At 45.2% G+C, this 14646-nt stretch carries 16 protein-coding genes; 1 reads left to right on the forward strand and 15 read right to left on the reverse strand.

The annotated features are described in order from the left end of the window. Positions 1–32: 32 nt before the first annotated feature. From BLW49_RS01845 to BLW49_RS01855, 3 genes are all read right to left on the reverse strand, one after another. The gene (locus BLW49_RS01845) at positions 33–233 is read right to left on the reverse strand and encodes a hypothetical protein (protein WP_090722940.1); all 201 of its coding nucleotides are present in this window, start codon (positions 231–233) and stop codon (positions 33–35) included. A gap of 91 nt (positions 234–324) precedes the next feature. Beyond that, the gene (locus BLW49_RS01850; RefSeq protein WP_371264508.1) at positions 325–672 is read right to left on the reverse strand and encodes a four-helix bundle copper-binding protein; all 348 of its coding nucleotides are present in this window, start codon (positions 670–672) and stop codon (positions 325–327) included. A gap of 96 nt (positions 673–768) precedes the next feature. Beyond that, positions 769–1764, reverse strand: a complete 996-nt coding sequence (locus tag BLW49_RS01855) for a CobW family GTP-binding protein (RefSeq protein WP_090722942.1) — start codon at positions 1762–1764, stop codon at positions 769–771. 107 nt (positions 1765–1871) lie between these two features. Here BLW49_RS01855 and BLW49_RS01860 point away from each other — a divergent pair, with 107 nt between their 5' ends. After that, positions 1872–2387 carry a MogA/MoaB family molybdenum cofactor biosynthesis protein gene (locus BLW49_RS01860; RefSeq protein WP_076311074.1) on the forward strand — a complete coding sequence of 172 codons (516 nt, stop codon included), beginning with the start codon at positions 1872–1874 and terminating at the stop codon, positions 2385–2387. Between the two features lie 137 nt (positions 2388–2524). On the opposite strand, the gene BLW49_RS01865 is transcribed toward BLW49_RS01860, so the two are convergent. The 12 genes from BLW49_RS01865 to rny all read right to left on the reverse strand — a co-directional run bounded on the left by BLW49_RS01865 (position 2525) and on the right by rny (position 14378). Then, positions 2525–3547: an acrylyl-CoA reductase family protein gene (locus tag BLW49_RS01865; protein ID WP_090722943.1), complete on the reverse strand. Its 1023-nt coding sequence runs from the start codon at positions 3545–3547 to the stop codon at positions 2525–2527. 145 nt (positions 3548–3692) lie between these two features. Then, positions 3693–5138: a nicotinate phosphoribosyltransferase gene (locus tag BLW49_RS01870; RefSeq protein ID WP_090722945.1), complete on the reverse strand. Its 1446-nt coding sequence runs from the start codon at positions 5136–5138 to the stop codon at positions 3693–3695. A gap of 51 nt (positions 5139–5189) precedes the next feature. Continuing rightward, a complete protein-coding gene (locus tag BLW49_RS01875; protein WP_090722947.1) occupies positions 5190–5753 on the reverse strand; it encodes a cysteine hydrolase family protein in 564 nt (187 codons plus the stop codon). Positions 5754–5773: 20 nt separating this feature from the next. After that, entirely contained in the window at positions 5774–6574 is an 801-nt protein-coding gene (locus BLW49_RS01880) for an NUDIX hydrolase (protein WP_076311078.1), read from the reverse strand. 109 nt (positions 6575–6683) lie between these two features. Further along, entirely contained in the window at positions 6684–7088 is a 405-nt protein-coding gene (locus tag BLW49_RS01885; RefSeq protein ID WP_076311079.1) for a PaaI family thioesterase, read from the reverse strand. Between the two features lie 170 nt (positions 7089–7258). Then, positions 7259–7708: a YlbF/YmcA family competence regulator gene (locus BLW49_RS01890; protein ID WP_076311080.1), complete on the reverse strand. Its 450-nt coding sequence runs from the start codon at positions 7706–7708 to the stop codon at positions 7259–7261. Positions 7709–7775: 67 nt separating this feature from the next. Next, a complete protein-coding gene (miaB, locus tag BLW49_RS01895) occupies positions 7776–9329 on the reverse strand; it encodes a tRNA (N6-isopentenyl adenosine(37)-C2)-methylthiotransferase MiaB (protein ID WP_076311081.1) in 1554 nt (517 codons plus the stop codon). A gap of 244 nt (positions 9330–9573) precedes the next feature. Then, positions 9574–10146 carry a phosphate propanoyltransferase gene (gene pduL / locus BLW49_RS01900; RefSeq protein ID WP_076311082.1) on the reverse strand — a complete coding sequence of 191 codons (573 nt, stop codon included), beginning with the start codon at positions 10144–10146 and terminating at the stop codon, positions 9574–9576. A 109-nt stretch (positions 10147–10255) separates the two neighbouring features. Next, complete coding sequence (locus BLW49_RS01905) at positions 10256–11212, reverse strand: dipeptidase (RefSeq protein WP_076311083.1); 957 nt, start codon at positions 11210–11212, stop codon at positions 10256–10258. Between the two features lie 170 nt (positions 11213–11382). Continuing rightward, the gene (locus tag BLW49_RS01910) at positions 11383–11643 is read right to left on the reverse strand and encodes a stage V sporulation protein S (protein WP_019005392.1); all 261 of its coding nucleotides are present in this window, start codon (positions 11641–11643) and stop codon (positions 11383–11385) included. 271 nt (positions 11644–11914) lie between these two features. Further along, entirely contained in the window at positions 11915–12712 is a 798-nt protein-coding gene (locus tag BLW49_RS01915) for a TIGR00282 family metallophosphoesterase (RefSeq protein WP_076311084.1), read from the reverse strand. Between the two features lie 118 nt (positions 12713–12830). Continuing rightward, positions 12831–14378: a ribonuclease Y gene (gene rny, locus BLW49_RS01920; protein WP_076311085.1), complete on the reverse strand. Its 1548-nt coding sequence runs from the start codon at positions 14376–14378 to the stop codon at positions 12831–12833. Positions 14379–14646 lie beyond the last annotated feature (268 nt).

The following is a 14646-nucleotide window of genomic DNA, read 5'->3' on the forward strand; positions in this document are numbered from 1 at the left end:
GCTATGGATTAACATATTCCCGCGGTACCACTCTATGTGAATACGAACGGCTTACCCGCAGTGCTTCCCGCAGCTGGCAACCTGTTCGATTCCTCTCTAAGCGGATAACGCCCGCTGATGACGAGTACACCTACTGATATTTCAATGTACCTTCTCACGGGTGCGCTTCCTGTCAGATCCTTCATACCGGCTTGCACTATCCCGGCTCGCTGAAACATGAGGTGTTCTGTCATTACTCTCCCGATCATTGAATTTATAATTTTGTAACATTATATCTTGATTATCCATCCATTTGCAACACTAATTCATTCGGGAGTATTGTAATTATACAGCAAGACCAGCTGGGCTACATACTTCTGCACATTTGCGGCAGCTGTCCACACAGGCTTTGCAGTGCAGATGCTCATGCTTCTCACACTCCGCTACACATGCTCTGCAGGCCTTAACGACAAGCGCCAGAATCTCGTCCTTGTAATCTGTACCCCGGCTGAGCGCAGAAGCCGCAAAGCTGCAAATTTCGGCAGCTTCTCTGTTCAGCCTGATACTTTCTTTTAACATGCCTAGATCATATTCCTTCAAACTTGAGACATAACATTTATTACATGCATTCATCGCTTCCAAACAAGCTGCAATCTGTGTCTGTGTCTCCATCTCTATGTTTGTCATTGCCATTGTTACATCCCTCCGCGTAATCTCATTATTCATTCTATTACCCGTAAGATCGGTATGATAATCAATATGCAATAACTTTCCTCTGAATTCGACTTTTTATGATTTTATCTTCGAACTTTCTTCTTCAAGCCGATGCAGCAGCTGGATCAGCTCTGTCTTCGAAAAATGTTCACCTATAAATACACCCACATCCTTCAGCTCTTCCCCTGAGCCCAGCTTGGTAAAATCCGGCTCACGATAAGCATACTGAAACAAGAAGCGGCTTCCTGTATCGGAAAAATGAACAATTCCTTTGGCTCTGTAAATATCACGCGGCAGCTCCCTCAACCATCGCTCAAACAATACGCTATTAATCTTGCTGTTAAAGTAATGAGTATATACCATTACATGATTATGGGAGTGATGAAGACGATGTTTGTCCTGTGCTCGAGAGTCTGAAGCTGATCCTTCGCTATTCACCAAATAACTGGCGTCCTCTGTCAAGAATGCCGGATCGATATCGCAATGCTCTGTAAAATGTATAGCTGCATGCTCATTCCAATCCTTAACCAGGCTGAGTAATTCTGGCCGATCCTTTTCTTCAATCCGATCTGTTTTGTTGAGAAGAAGGATGGAGGCAGCGCGGATCTGCTCTTGCATAAGCCGGAATGTTTTGCCTTTCTGCAGGCGGTATGTTTCTAGCAAATGAATGCTGTCAACCACGGAGATGAGACCTTTCACCTCCAGCGTTATGTAGAGGGATGTATCAGCGATTCCGTCCAAAATCTCAATAGGATTCGCTGCGCCCGTTGCTTCAATCACAATGACATCAGGTGATGTATTCTGCACCAGCTGGACAAGCTCTACACCTAGATTATCTCGGACAGAGCAGCAGATACAGCCGCCGAGCAGCTCAGCCATAGGGACACGTTGATCAATGAGCTTGCCGTCCAGATTGACCTCCCCCAGCTCGTTCATGACAACAGCGGGAGTGAGGTTTTGGCTTTTCCAATATTCAAGCAGCTTCACAAGCAGTGTTGTTTTGCCGCTTCCTAAAAATCCAGACAGGATATATACGGGAATCGGAGCTGAAGATGTCTGTTTTGGTTTCATAATATCATGATCCTTTCTGAATATATGTTGATCTTGAATCCGATGATTGCTTACTTCTCTTATATCGTCTATTGTTATGAATAGATTATACTGGAGGGCTGATAGAAATGAATTCTGTCCAAGAGCACCGTAACGAGGCACCTGAAACAGTCCAGTGCATGGTAATCACAGTATCGGATACCCGCACGAAGGATACGGATAAGGGCGGTCAGCTTATGCAGGAGCTGCTGCGAGATGCCGGATACACTGTCGTCGATTATATCATTATCCCTGACGATACATCCACTATTCAATCCGTAATCCACCAATCGGTGATTCGAGATGATATTGAAGCCATTCTACTAACTGGCGGCACAGGGATCTCACCTAGAGACAATACATATGAAGCTGTACATTCTTTGCTTGACAAAGAGCTTCCTGGCTTTGGCGAAATCTTCAGATACCTCAGCTTTGCAGAGGATATTGGAACTGCCGCTATACTAAGCCGCGCTGTGGCTGGTGTCATTGGCTCCAAAGCGATATTTTCTATGCCGGGTTCCACTGGTGCCGTCAAGCTGGCCATAACTCGCATTATTGCACCCGAGCTTGGTCACGTCATGCGCGAAATCTATAAGACCAAGTAGTATGCGGCATAATTGAAACCAATCTGGCTTTAAATAGAATGGTGAATATGAAAACTACAGGAGATTCAAAGAAACCAGGATCGCTGATCATATACAATGAGCGACCCTGGTTTTTATCATTCTAGACAATAACCAGTCTATTCAACTGAATTCAGTCTGACAACAGATCTGCCTACAGCTCTGCCTTCGAGAATCCGTGACAAAGTTTGTGGCAGCTCTTCAAGGAAAATTTCGTTTACGCCTTGGACAAGTGCAGTCTCCGGCTTCCATTCCTTACCCAGCAGTCTCCACAGCTTCAGTCTTCTATCCCGAGGACAGTATACGGAATCAATTCCAACCAGTGATACACCTCTCAAGATAAATGGAAATACCGTTGATTCAAACGTGTTCCCTCCGGTCATGCCTGATATGGCCACAGCGCCTCCATATTTAACTGATGCGAGTACAGCATTCAGAGCAGATCCGCCAACCGGATCAATGACGCCGGCGAATCGCTCAGTTGACAATGCGCCTGTATTTTTCTGATAAGCGTCTTCTCTTGTTATTACTTCAGTTGCACCTAGTTGTTTAAGGAGTTGTTCTTCAGCATCTTTCTTCCCTGTACTTGCGATAACATCAAATCCGAGCTGGGCCAAGATGGAGATCGCCATCGATCCTACTCCACCGCTTGCACCCGCGACGAGAATGGGACCCATTTCTCTTGTGACACCCGCTTGAAGCAGAGCCTCTACAGACATGGCCGCTGTAAATCCAGCAGTTCCTATAGACATGGCTTCCTTCGTTGTCAGCCCTTCCGGAAGCGGAATTAACCAGTCTGCCGGCAGCTTCGCATAAGGACTATAACCACCGTCCTGCTGCACCCCCAGTCCATACCCAGTCGCTAATACTTTGTCTCCCTGCTTGAAGCGATCATCAGCAGAAGAAACAACAGTACCTGCAAGATCAATCCCAGGAATGATCGGATAAGATCTCACCACTTTTCCATTCTCTGTACTTGCCAAACCATCTTTATAGTTCACACTGGAATACTCCACCTGTATCGTTACTGCTTCATTCGGCAGCTCTGGAAGAGTCAGCTCCTCGATTCCTGCTCTGAAGCCTTCTTCGTCTTTACGCACCATATAAGCTTTAAACCGAGTTTCGTTATCTATGCTGTTCATTGCCAGGTCCCCTTCCTAAAATGTCCTCAAATAAAAATAAATCAATTTAATCTACTACCCTATTTCAACGAAACGAATCAAAACACCTTCCCATACCCTAATATAATCTAGGCTGAGAAGGTGTTCTATTACAATAGCTATAGCATTACGACTGAATATATTCCGCCAGCATTTTTTGCTTCAAATTCCACGCTGCAGGGCTGATATGAACCCGATAAATTTCAGGGTTTAGTTTTCTTAAATATTCCGGCCAGAACATTTCCTTCTGCTCCTGATGATAAGCTCTGATCTCCTCTAAGGTTGGGAGCTCGTAGACTCTCCGCCCATTTACGAATATCGGTTCAAGCATATTAACCGCATTATACCTTTTCAGCTTTTTCTTCATGTACGGATGAACCGGATTAAACAGCTCCAGCGCTTGCTGGTCTTTCGGCTGATCATCATTAGGATAGGAAATATAATCTGCGATCGCTTTGTTCGTCTCCGGATCAATTAAACGGTATACCTCTTTCTTCCCTGGTGTTGTCACCTTTTCGGGATTGGCCGAGATTTTAATGGTTGGCTCCATCTTTCCGTTCATTTCGCGCTCGACAAGCTTGTACACCCCACCTAGGGAAGGCTGATCAGCAGCGGTAATTAATTGGGTTCCCACACCCCACGTATCAATTTTGGCACCCTGTGCCTTCAAGTTGAAGATCGTATGCTCATCCAGGTCATTGGAAGCGACGATTCTAACGTAAGGCAGACCTGCATCGTCCAGCATCTTTCGTGCCTGAATGGACAGATAAGCAAGATCTCCGCTGTCGAGTCGGATTGCATTCATCTTCTTACCCTGGGCTTCCAGCATCTTGGCCGTAGCTATGGCATGCGGAACACCGCTCCCCAAGGTATCGAATGTATCGACCAGCAGTGTGACCTGATCGGGCATTACTTTGGCATAAGCGTCAAAAGCCTCCTGCTCTGTCTCAAAGCTCTGAACCCAGGAGTGGGCATGTGTGCCTGCCGTCGGAATGCCGAACTGCTCCCCTGCCAGCATATTAGAAGTCGCATCAAACCCAGCAACATAGGCAGCACGTGCTCCCCATATTGCTGCATCGGCCTCCTGAGCTCGCCTAGTCCCAAATTCAAGCAGAGCGTCATTTCCTGATACTTGCTTGATTCTCGATGCTTTGGTTGCAATCAGGGTCTGATAGTTCATAAAGTTCAGAATGGCGGTCTCTACCAGCTGTGTTTCCATAATGTTTCCTTCAACCCGAATCAGCGGCTCATCCGGAAATACCATGGCTCCTTCTCTCATCGAATGGATCGTTCCCTGGAATGAAAATTGAAGCAGCTCCTCCAAGAAAGCAGGGTCATAATTCTCTTCCTGGCTGGACAAATATTTAATATCCTCCATCGTAAACCGAAGATTGCTAATATAACGTACAATTCGCTCCAGGCCGGCAAACACAGCATACCCGTTCTTAAACGGGAGCTTGCGAAAATAGGCTTCAAATACCGCTTTGCGCTTGTGTGTGCCATTTACCCAATGAGCATACATCATATTAATTTGATATTTGTCCGTATGTAAAGCCAGGCTAATCGTTTGCATCTAACTCATCCTCTCAAGGCCGATAAAAAAAGCCAAAACAAATTCATATGGTTAGAGGTTTGTATCCTCTTTAATGTTAAACCTTATTACATCAGCCCCGAGGCTGCCTTTGAAATGACCAAGTGCCCAAACATGTCCCGCCTCATTAAAGCTAGCAACTGCATCCTCGTACACCGTAATCGAGAAGCCTTTGTTGTAGGCGTCTACCGCTGTATGAAGCACACAAATATCGGTGCACACCCCAATGAAGTGAACCTCTGTTATACCACGCTCACGCAGCTTCAGCTCAAGATCGGTACCAGCAAATGCACTGTATCTGGTCTTATCCATCCAATAGATCGAGCTCTTGTTCGCTTCATACAGCGCCGCAAGCTCTCCATAGAGCTGTCTCCCTTCCGTGTCCCGTAGGTTATGAGGAGGAAACAGCTTCGTCTCCGGATGGTAAGGATCCTTCTCTTCATGCAGATCAACTGCCATTACAACCAGCTCTCGATTATCTATAAATTGTTTCGTTATTTGTACCACAGCTTGTTCAATCGCAATCCCAGGCTCGCCAACAGGAAGTTTACCGTCCACAAAATCATTCGTATAATCAATAACAACCAGAGCTCTCACATTCTTCACTCCTTAGATAATCAAGTATAAATAGATAATCTCGGCACAAGCTCTGTGAAGCGATACAGCTGTGCTGGCCGCTGAGAATATTGATTAGAACTGACTGGGTTTCCTTCTTCATCCTTCACATCTTCAATTATCCCCTGACGGCTTCGAGTTGATGTAATTTTTCGAATAAAATTAGGCTCCTCAAAATCGGGTACTACGCTTTGAATAACCTGATATAGCTCACTTAAGGTGAAATGCTGAGGCAGGAACTGTCTGGCGATCGTGGTTTGCAGCATTTGCTGCTGAATTCTTTTGTAAGCATCTTCAATAATCGTTCTATGATCAAATCCGAGCTCCAATTCATTTAATGCTTCCTGAATGGTAAATAATCCGACATCCTCAGCATCATCTGCGGCTTGCCTATGCTCCAGCATCCATTCTTCAACAAGCGCAAAAAAAGCATGGGAGATGATCCACCCACGCGGATCCCGGCCCGGCTGGCTGTATACACCTAAATATTCGAGGTGACCGCCATCAACCCCGGTTTCTTCCATCAGCTCTCGCTTAGCTGCGTCATAAATCGATTCGTTCTCCTGGCAAAAACCACCCGGCAAAGCCCACTTACCTGCAAAAGGCCAAGATTTACGCTTAATCAGCATCACTTTCAGTTCACGGATGGGTAATGTCTTGGTTACTGTCTTGCGTTCTCGCTTCGTAAGGGTAAACATGACAATATCTGCCGGTACACCATCCGGCGTACGGTATTTCTTCTTCTGACCAACGGGTACGGATCGATCTTCTTCATGTTCTTTCTCGTATAGTTCTTCATTCATGGATTATCACCGCTATGATTTCATTTTGATATTTTCATTATGACATCATGATACTGTTTGTCAACCTTACCCAGGAGTTATCGCGATATTGATTTACCTACAGACATTGCTATTTCTTAGGAATAACCAAACGGAAAGAGGCGGTTGCCATACATCCGATGACTCCATCGGCATTTCTAACTTCTGAAGTCGTGGTCAGACTTCTCCCCGCCTCATGGATAACTTTGGCTGTCACAATTAATTCCCCTTCTCTCATCGGAGCAAGATAGTGGACATTCAGATTCGTTGTGACACAGTGATCCAGCTGCTTGGCATGAACAGCAGCCATTCCCATCGTTTGATCCATTAATGACGATAATACTCCGCCGTGAATGATTCCCATTGAATTTGTATGCTTCTTTCCTGCCGTTATCGCTATTGTAATTTCATCCTCTGTTACACTGATGAGCCTGCATCCGAGTAATCCCCAAAAGCGTTCATCAGCATCCTTAATCATTTCTTCTACAATATTCATGGATGTCCCCCCTAGATGTAAAATTATAATTCCCTGAATCAATTTCATAATACCGTCGTTATTTAATAAAGGGATATCATTATATATTTAATGTTTCATTGGTTGTTCGGTTGTGCTTGTAATTTTACATAAAAAGAGCGCGGAAATGTTGAAATTCCGCACTCTTGTCTTTAGTCACATCTTGACGGAGGAGCTTCCGTACCCGTCTCGACATTTACTTTTTCCGACACGGTATCATGTATTACTGAAATGACAAGCTGCAGCAGATAATTGATGTCACTCTGGCTTTGCTGAAATTCCGTTACCAGAGGAATATTGTCAATTTCGTCCTGAAGCTCCTCAATTTCACGTTCAATTTTTTCAACCATTTCTTTATTTTGAAACGATTCGAACGCAACGATTTCTTTTTGCTTTTTCTTCATCTTCTGAATTAGGCCTTGAACTCGCTCGTGCTCACGAATCTTTAGCTCCGCCTGTTTAAAGTGCTGCACTTCTTCACTAGTGCCGATCAAATCGGCCAGTTCTTTTGCCTTTACCATAATATCATCGCGTATAATGAGATCTCGCGTATTAAATGAAGGCATACCATATTGATTGACTTTAACTCTATCTTCTGCCATGAATGATCGCTCCATTCTTGATTTGAATTTCTCACCCTGCAATGTCATGCTGTCTGTTGGTGTGTGGTTACTGGTTCGCTGCTTGAGGCAGAGACACGAGTTCACCTTTAATATACCATGATTTAGCGTCTGTAATTTCAACCTGTACGAAAGTACCGATCAAATCTTTGGACCCTTCGAAGTGAACCAGCTTGTTGCCGCGTGTACGACCCGAGAGCACGGCTTCATTGTTCTTACTCTCGCCCTCAACCAGAACCTCAACGACTTGTCCCTTCATTCGCTCGTGTGCCTCATAGCTGTACTCCTGAACCGCTTTGTTCAGACGCTGCAGCCGTTCCTTCTTAACTTCCATCGGTACATTGTCTTCCATGACCGCCGCAGGTGTTCCCTCACGTGGAGAATAAATGAAGGTGTATGCAAAATCATATCCCACTTCACGAACGAGCGACAACGTTTCTTCAAATTGCTCATCGGTTTCGCCCGGGAAGCCCACAATAATATCCGTTGTAAGCACGGCATTGGGAATCGACTGTTTAATTTTACTTGCGAGCTCTAAATAACGCTCTCTTGTATACTTGCGGCTCATTTTCTTCAGAACTGCTGTGCTGCCGGACTGAACCGGCAAATGGATATGCTCTACCAAGTTTCCGCCCTTAGCAAGAACTTCGATCAGATGATCGTCGAAATCACGTGGATGTGAAGTCGTGAATCTGACCCGTGGAATATCAATCTTGCGAATCTCATCCATGAGATCACCGAAGCCATACTTGATATCCGTGAAGTCTTTTCCGTAAGCATTCACGTTTTGTCCAAGCAGTGTAATCTCTTTGAAGCCCTGACGAGCAAGATCCCGAACTTCCGCTATAACATCCTCCGGACGGCGGCTCCGCTCCTTACCACGCGTAAATGGTACGATGCAGTATGTACAGAATTTGTCACAGCCGTACATAATGTTGACCCACGCCCGCATTCCTTGACGCTTCTTCGGCATGTTCTCAATAATATCGCCTTCTTTGGACCAGACTTCTACCACCATTTCTTTACTGAAGAATGCTTCATTAATGAGGTGCGGCAGTCTGTGAATATTATGAGTACCAAAGATCATGTCTACGAAACCATGCTTTTGGAGAATTCGATTGACTACAGTTTCCTCCTGAGACATACAGCCGCAAACGCCGAGCAGAAGGTCAGGCTTCTCTGTCTTCAGATGCTTCAAATGGCCAAGCTCTCCGAACACTTTATCTTCTGCATTCTCACGAATAGCACAGGTATTGAGCAGAATGATATCCGCCTCTTTGCGATCCTCTGTTGGCTGGTAGCCCATTTCCTCCAGAATCCCCTTGATCGTTTCTGAGTCGTGCTCATTCATTTGACAGCCATAGGTATATACAAGATAATGCTTCCCTTTACCGATCGTTCTCATCTCTTCGGGAACTGCGCTCTCATATATGACCTGAATGTCTTCTTTCCCCCGTTGCTTCTCACGTCTATGGTCAGGCTCCGAAATAATATTGATCTCCCGTCCACGAATCCGGATTTTCTTACCAAACTCATCTTCCGAAATGACTTTCGCATCCGAAAAATCAAAATATTTGGAGTAATCTTTCTTCTCTTTCGCCATGGTCACACGGTCACTCCTTACGCTGAATCTATTTCACAATGATAAGCATCAATGATTGAAACACAAGTGCCTCCACTAACAAAAAAGGCATTACACCAAATTATAACATGCTTTATTATGCATATCCACAATCCTTCACTGAAGGGATTTTTAAAATCGGCACTCTTATAAGAAAATGAGGGTTGTCCCTCTGGAATAAAGCTCCAAAGTGAACAACCCTCATAATATAGTCGTTAATTAACTATTAATCGATGATTTCAGCTACGTCGCCAGTTTTAGCTCCAGCGGCATTCGCTTCATCTGTATCAATGTGCATATCCAGTGCGAAGGAATCAGATACACGGGCGATGACATTCTCAAGAACCAAGCCACGCTCGCCGCCGAGACGAACCTTCAGCATTTCTTTATCCTTGATATTCCATTTCTCCGCATCCGAAGTATGGAAATGAATGTGTCTAGCAGCAACAATGACGCCCTCTTCAAGTGTAACCTCACCTGCTGGCCCTTTCAGTGTCACACCAGGTGTTCCATCAATGGAGCCTGATTCACGAACAGGTGCTTTAATACCGATCGCAAAGGAATCTGTACGTGAAATCTCAAGCTGGCTCGCAGGACGAGCTGGTCCAAGAATACGCACTTTATCGAATTGACCTTTCGTGCCGATAACGGCAACAGTCTCATTTGCAGCAAATTGTCCAGGTTGGGACAACGGTTTAAATTCAGTCAATTGGTATCCAGCGCCAAACAGCACCTCAATGTGCTCTTGCGTCAAATGGATATGGCGTGCTGATACGCCTACAGGTACAGTTTTACTCATGTTTACTAACACTCCTTGTCTCTCTATCTGTAATGCTCCATCCATTATTATACCCATATTAAGAACAAAATGAAAAGTCATCCCGACATTTCGGATGACTTTAATCGCTTCAACGTCCTATGGTCTTCAAGTTTTCCTCCATAAATGACAAAATATTGTCATACATGAAGCCTCTTACGACGGATTCGGGATAATGCTTCACCAGCGAGTTTACGAGTTCTGGATATTGTCCCGGATGCTCCAGCCCGTGTATCCATTCATAAATTCCATCAAAATCCGATCCGAACATCAAATGCTTCTCTCCTCCAAGCTCACAGACTCGTTCAATATGCTTCAGTAGATCTGAGATCTTCACCGTTCCCTTCTCCTTGACAAACCATGGGACGAAGGTCATTCCCATTCTTCCATCCAAGGCGACGATGGCCCGAATCTGATCGTTAGTCAAATTTCTCGGATGCGGGCAAATACTTCGGGCATTGGAATGTGAAGCAATAAAAGGCTGAGATGAAGCATCTGCCAGCTCCCAAAATCCCGCCTCGGACAAATGGGAAACATCCATTAGCATGCCAATCTCATTACATCTGTGAATTAGGGTTCTTCCTTTGTTCGTGAAACCTCCATTTCTTGCTTCGAGGATGCCGTCTGCTGCCCAATTGGCATGATTCCAAGTGATGCCGACAAACCGGACACCAAGAAGGTAGCACAGCTCCAAATAAAAGAGATTGCCTTCCAGTCCGTCAACGCCTTCAAGTGATAGAAGCCCCCATTGTCCACCCCTCAAGTTGTCGAAGCTCTTCCGAAGATAAGCTGCATCTTCTTTGGACTGCACCAATTTTAAGCCGAGCTGGTTGTATATCTCTATCTGTTTCATAATATGCTCAAATCGAAGAGTCCCCAGCTTCTCCGATAGATATATAGCAAAGGTTTGCAGAATGACATTACCTTCTTCGAGTCGATGGTGAGTTACGTCGAGGCCCGGACCGTTTAAGAACTGAAGCTCCGAATTCATTTGGATTTTGCTGAGCACATCACAATGCATGTCAACCACAGGTATTCGATTCGCCATGACCGTCTCTCCTTGATCGGGATTAAACACTTCCTATTTATATATGCAGTTTCTAAGTGTGGCCAACCTATATATTTCTTCTAGAGCTATCCATCGTGCCGCAAATAACGCAAAAAAGCCTGTTTGCATCAATGGCAAACAGGCTTCAAGACGAGTAAGGAATCAGCATGCTATCTCGGCTCAACAATCAGTTTGATGGCTGTTCGATCCTCCCCATCAATGACGATGTCCGTGAAGGCAGGAATACAGATCAGATCAACTCCGCTCGGTGCCACGAATCCCCGGGCAATGGCAACTGCTTTTATCGCTTGATTAAGAGCTCCCGCTCCAATCGCCTGTAACTCAGCATTTCCTCTTTCTCTGAGAACACCGGCTAATGCACCTGCGACTGAATTCGGATTGGACTTGGCTGAAACTTTTAATACTTCCATGATAAGTACCTCCCCTGGGAATAGGATGATGGAATGTTTTCAAATGCATGGTCCAACAAACATGTGACAAATGCAGCAACTTGAACAGCTTGATCCACGTTCCTTTTTGTTAGCACGGAAGTCCGTTTCAATACATCGGTGCGATCTTTTTGTTGAACAGACTCTAATAAATGTTATTCGCGAGATACAAAAAAATTCCTTCTTTTTTGCATTCCATCCCATGATGCACTGAACGGTGAAGATGAAAGCCCCGCCTTGTTATGAGGAGCTTTTATTCCATGCGCCACTCGTCTTCCATAAGTCTGATCTTCTCGATCTTCATTGCTCTGCCGGTGGACTCCTCGATCTCAACGACTACCGCGTGGAAGTGCCACTTCCCTTCATCGACATTGAACCGAACCGGCAAGCCCGTAAGGAATTTCTGCAGTACAGCATCCCGCTTCATGCCGAGTATGCCGTCTCTTGGTCCTACCATGCCAACGTCTGTAATCACAGCCGTTCCTTCTGGCAGGATACGCTCATCATTGCTTTGGACGTGTGTGTGCGTCCCTACAACCATGGAGGCTCTTCCGTCAAGATACCAGCCCATCGCAATCTTCTCCGAAGTGGCTTCTGCATGGAAGTCGACTAGAATGCACTTATGCTTCTTCTTGAGCTCATCCACCAACTCATCTGCTTTGCGGAAGGGACAATCCAGCGGCGGCAAAAAGGTACGGCCTTGAAGATTAACAATTGCTAGCTCTTTACCGTTAGCCTTGATTACGGCATGACCGTTGCCTGGAGTCGTGTTATCCGGAAAATTGGCCGGCCGAATCAAACGCGGCTCATCCTCAATGAACTCGAAAATATCCCGATTATCCCATGTGTGATTCCCCATGGTAATGCCGTGAATTCCCCAATCGAAAAATTGTCTGGCGATCGCTTGAGTGATACCGCGGCCAGACGCTGCATTCTCACCGTTGGCAATAATGATGTGAGGATTGTATTTCGATTTGAGATAAGGTAAATTTTCTTTCACTGCTGTACGACCAACGCTGCCTACAATGTCACCTATGAATAAAACTTTAATGTGCGTTGCCTCCTTATTAACCCAATTAATAAATCAAGAATCATCTATGAATGAGAAAAGTGGCCGTTATCCGGCCACTTTCTTACGTTCATTCTTATTCAAGGATTATGCATAATCCTTATTTAGCATATTCCACTGCACGCGTCTCTCTAAGGACCGTAACCTTGATGTGTCCAGGGTAATCCAGCTCATTCTCGATCATTTTGGAAATATCTCGAGCTAAGCGGAATGACTCTGCATCATCAATCTTGTCCGGCTGAACCATAACACGAATCTCGCGTCCTGCTTGAATGGCATATGATTTCTCAACACCTTCAAACGATTCTGAGATCGCTTCGAGCTTCTCCAGACGCTTGATGTAGGTTTCGAGCGTTTCACGACGTGCACCTGGTCTTGCTGCTGACAGAGCGTCCGCTGCACCCACCAGCATCGCAATCACTGAAGTTGCTTCCGCATCTCCATGGTGAGAGGCAATACTGTTGATTACAACCGGATGTTCTTTGTATTTCTTCGCCAGCTCCACACCAATTTCCACGTGTGAGCCTTCCACCTCGTGATCCAGTGCTTTACCGATATCATGAAGGAGCCCGGCACGTTTGGCAAGCACGATGTCTTCGCCAAGCTCTCCAGCCATAAGCCCTGTTAAATATGCGACTTCCATCGAATGCTTCAGTACGTTCTGTCCATAGCTTGTACGGAATTTCAAACGGCCCAAAATCTTGATCAAATCCGGATGAAGACCGTGTACTCCCACTTCGAAAGTAGCTTGTTCTCCATACTCACGAATGCGTTCATCCACCTCTTTGCGAGACTTCTCAACCATCTCTTCAATTCGAGCTGGATGAATACGTCCATCAGCCACCAATTTCTCCAAGGCGGTACGGGCAATCTCACGGCGAATCGGATCAAATCCAGACAATATAACCGCTTCCGGTGTATCATCGATAATGAGGTCAATCCCAGTAAGGGTTTCAAGAGCACGAATGTTACGGCCTTCACGACCGATAATACGGCCCTTCATTTCTTCATTAGGCAGTGTTACAACAGATACGGTTGTTTCCGCAACATGGTCTGCTGCACAACGCTGAATCGCCAAGGTAATAATTTCACGAGATTTCTTGTCAGCTTCTTCCTTCGCCTGCTGTTCAATCTCTTTAATCATCTGAGCTGTTTCCAGTCGAACCTCTTGCTCTACGTTAGACAAGATGATGCTTCTCGCATCCTCCATCGTCAGATTAGAAATTCGCTCAAGCTCAGTGACCTGACTCTTGTAGATCATTTCAATTTGCTGCTGTGTTTCATCAATACGTTTCTCTTTGTTGGCCACTTGTTCTTCTTTGCGTTCCAAGGACTCCAATTTTTTATCCAGCGACTCTTCCTTTTGCAACAATCGTCTTTCTTGTCGTTGAACTTCATTTCGACGCTCACGAATGTCTTTTTCAGCTTCGGTACGTACACGATGGACTTCGTCCTTTGCTTCTAGTACCGTTTCTTTCTTCAGCGCCTCTGCATCCTTTCTCGCATTCTCTACGATTTGGACAGCAGCTTCTTCAGCGCTAGAAATTTTAGCCTCAGCTAAAGATTTGCGAATAAAATATCCGGCAAGGAACCCAATAACCCCAGTAGCTAAAGCGGCAACAACGAGAATCAAGATGTCTACACCCATTATGTTCACCTCCTCGTTGATTCCTCCAAGGGATTTATCCTTGGGATATTTGCAATTGTTGTGTTCAAATCTTACACATTTTACAAAAATGGAAACGGTCGCAATCACCGTCTTCTTGTTGTACACGCAAAGCATGTACATATTACCATCGACAAAAGCGATGGTCTTACATCAATAAATGAGTGCACCATACGAAGGTCGAACAAAGGATTTTTTTGGAAGGAAAAAATACTTATTCGCATATGGTACTCATGTACATTTTAGTATT

It is taken from the genome of Paenibacillus sp. PDC88, assembly GCF_900106725.1.
In the GTDB taxonomy this organism is placed as follows: domain Bacteria; phylum Bacillota; class Bacilli; order Paenibacillales; family Paenibacillaceae; genus Paenibacillus; species Paenibacillus shunpengii.

Coding starts and splice junctions, on each gene's coding strand:
- BLW49_RS01845 (WP_090722940.1), bottom strand. CDS start 233: ATGACAGAACACCTCATGTTTCAGCGAGCCGGGATAGTGCAAGCCGGT.
- BLW49_RS01850 (WP_371264508.1), bottom strand. CDS start 672: ATGGCAATGACAAACATAGAGATGGAGACACAGACACAGATTGCAGCT.
- BLW49_RS01855 (WP_090722942.1), bottom strand. CDS start 1,764: ATGAAACCAAAACAGACATCTTCAGCTCCGATTCCCGTATATATCCTG.
- BLW49_RS01860 (WP_076311074.1), top strand. CDS start 1,872: ATGAATTCTGTCCAAGAGCACCGTAACGAGGCACCTGAAACAGTCCAG.
- BLW49_RS01865 (WP_090722943.1), bottom strand. CDS start 3,547: ATGAACAGCATAGATAACGAAACTCGGTTTAAAGCTTATATGGTGCGT.
- BLW49_RS01870 (WP_090722945.1), bottom strand. CDS start 5,138: ATGCAAACGATTAGCCTGGCTTTACATACGGACAAATATCAAATTAAT.
- BLW49_RS01880 (WP_076311078.1), bottom strand. CDS start 6,574: ATGAATGAAGAACTATACGAGAAAGAACATGAAGAAGATCGATCCGTA.
- BLW49_RS01885 (WP_076311079.1), bottom strand. CDS start 7,088: ATGAATATTGTAGAAGAAATGATTAAGGATGCTGATGAACGCTTTTGG.
- BLW49_RS01890 (WP_076311080.1), bottom strand. CDS start 7,708: ATGGCAGAAGATAGAGTTAAAGTCAATCAATATGGTATGCCTTCATTT.
- miaB (WP_076311081.1), bottom strand. CDS start 9,329: ATGGCGAAAGAGAAGAAAGATTACTCCAAATATTTTGATTTTTCGGAT.
- pduL (WP_076311082.1), bottom strand. CDS start 10,146: ATGAGTAAAACTGTACCTGTAGGCGTATCAGCACGCCATATCCATTTG.
- BLW49_RS01905 (WP_076311083.1), bottom strand. CDS start 11,212: ATGGCGAATCGAATACCTGTGGTTGACATGCATTGTGATGTGCTCAGC.
- BLW49_RS01910 (WP_019005392.1), bottom strand. CDS start 11,643: ATGGAAGTATTAAAAGTTTCAGCCAAGTCCAATCCGAATTCAGTCGCA.
- rny (WP_076311085.1), bottom strand. CDS start 14,378: ATGGGTGTAGACATCTTGATTCTCGTTGTTGCCGCTTTAGCTACTGGG.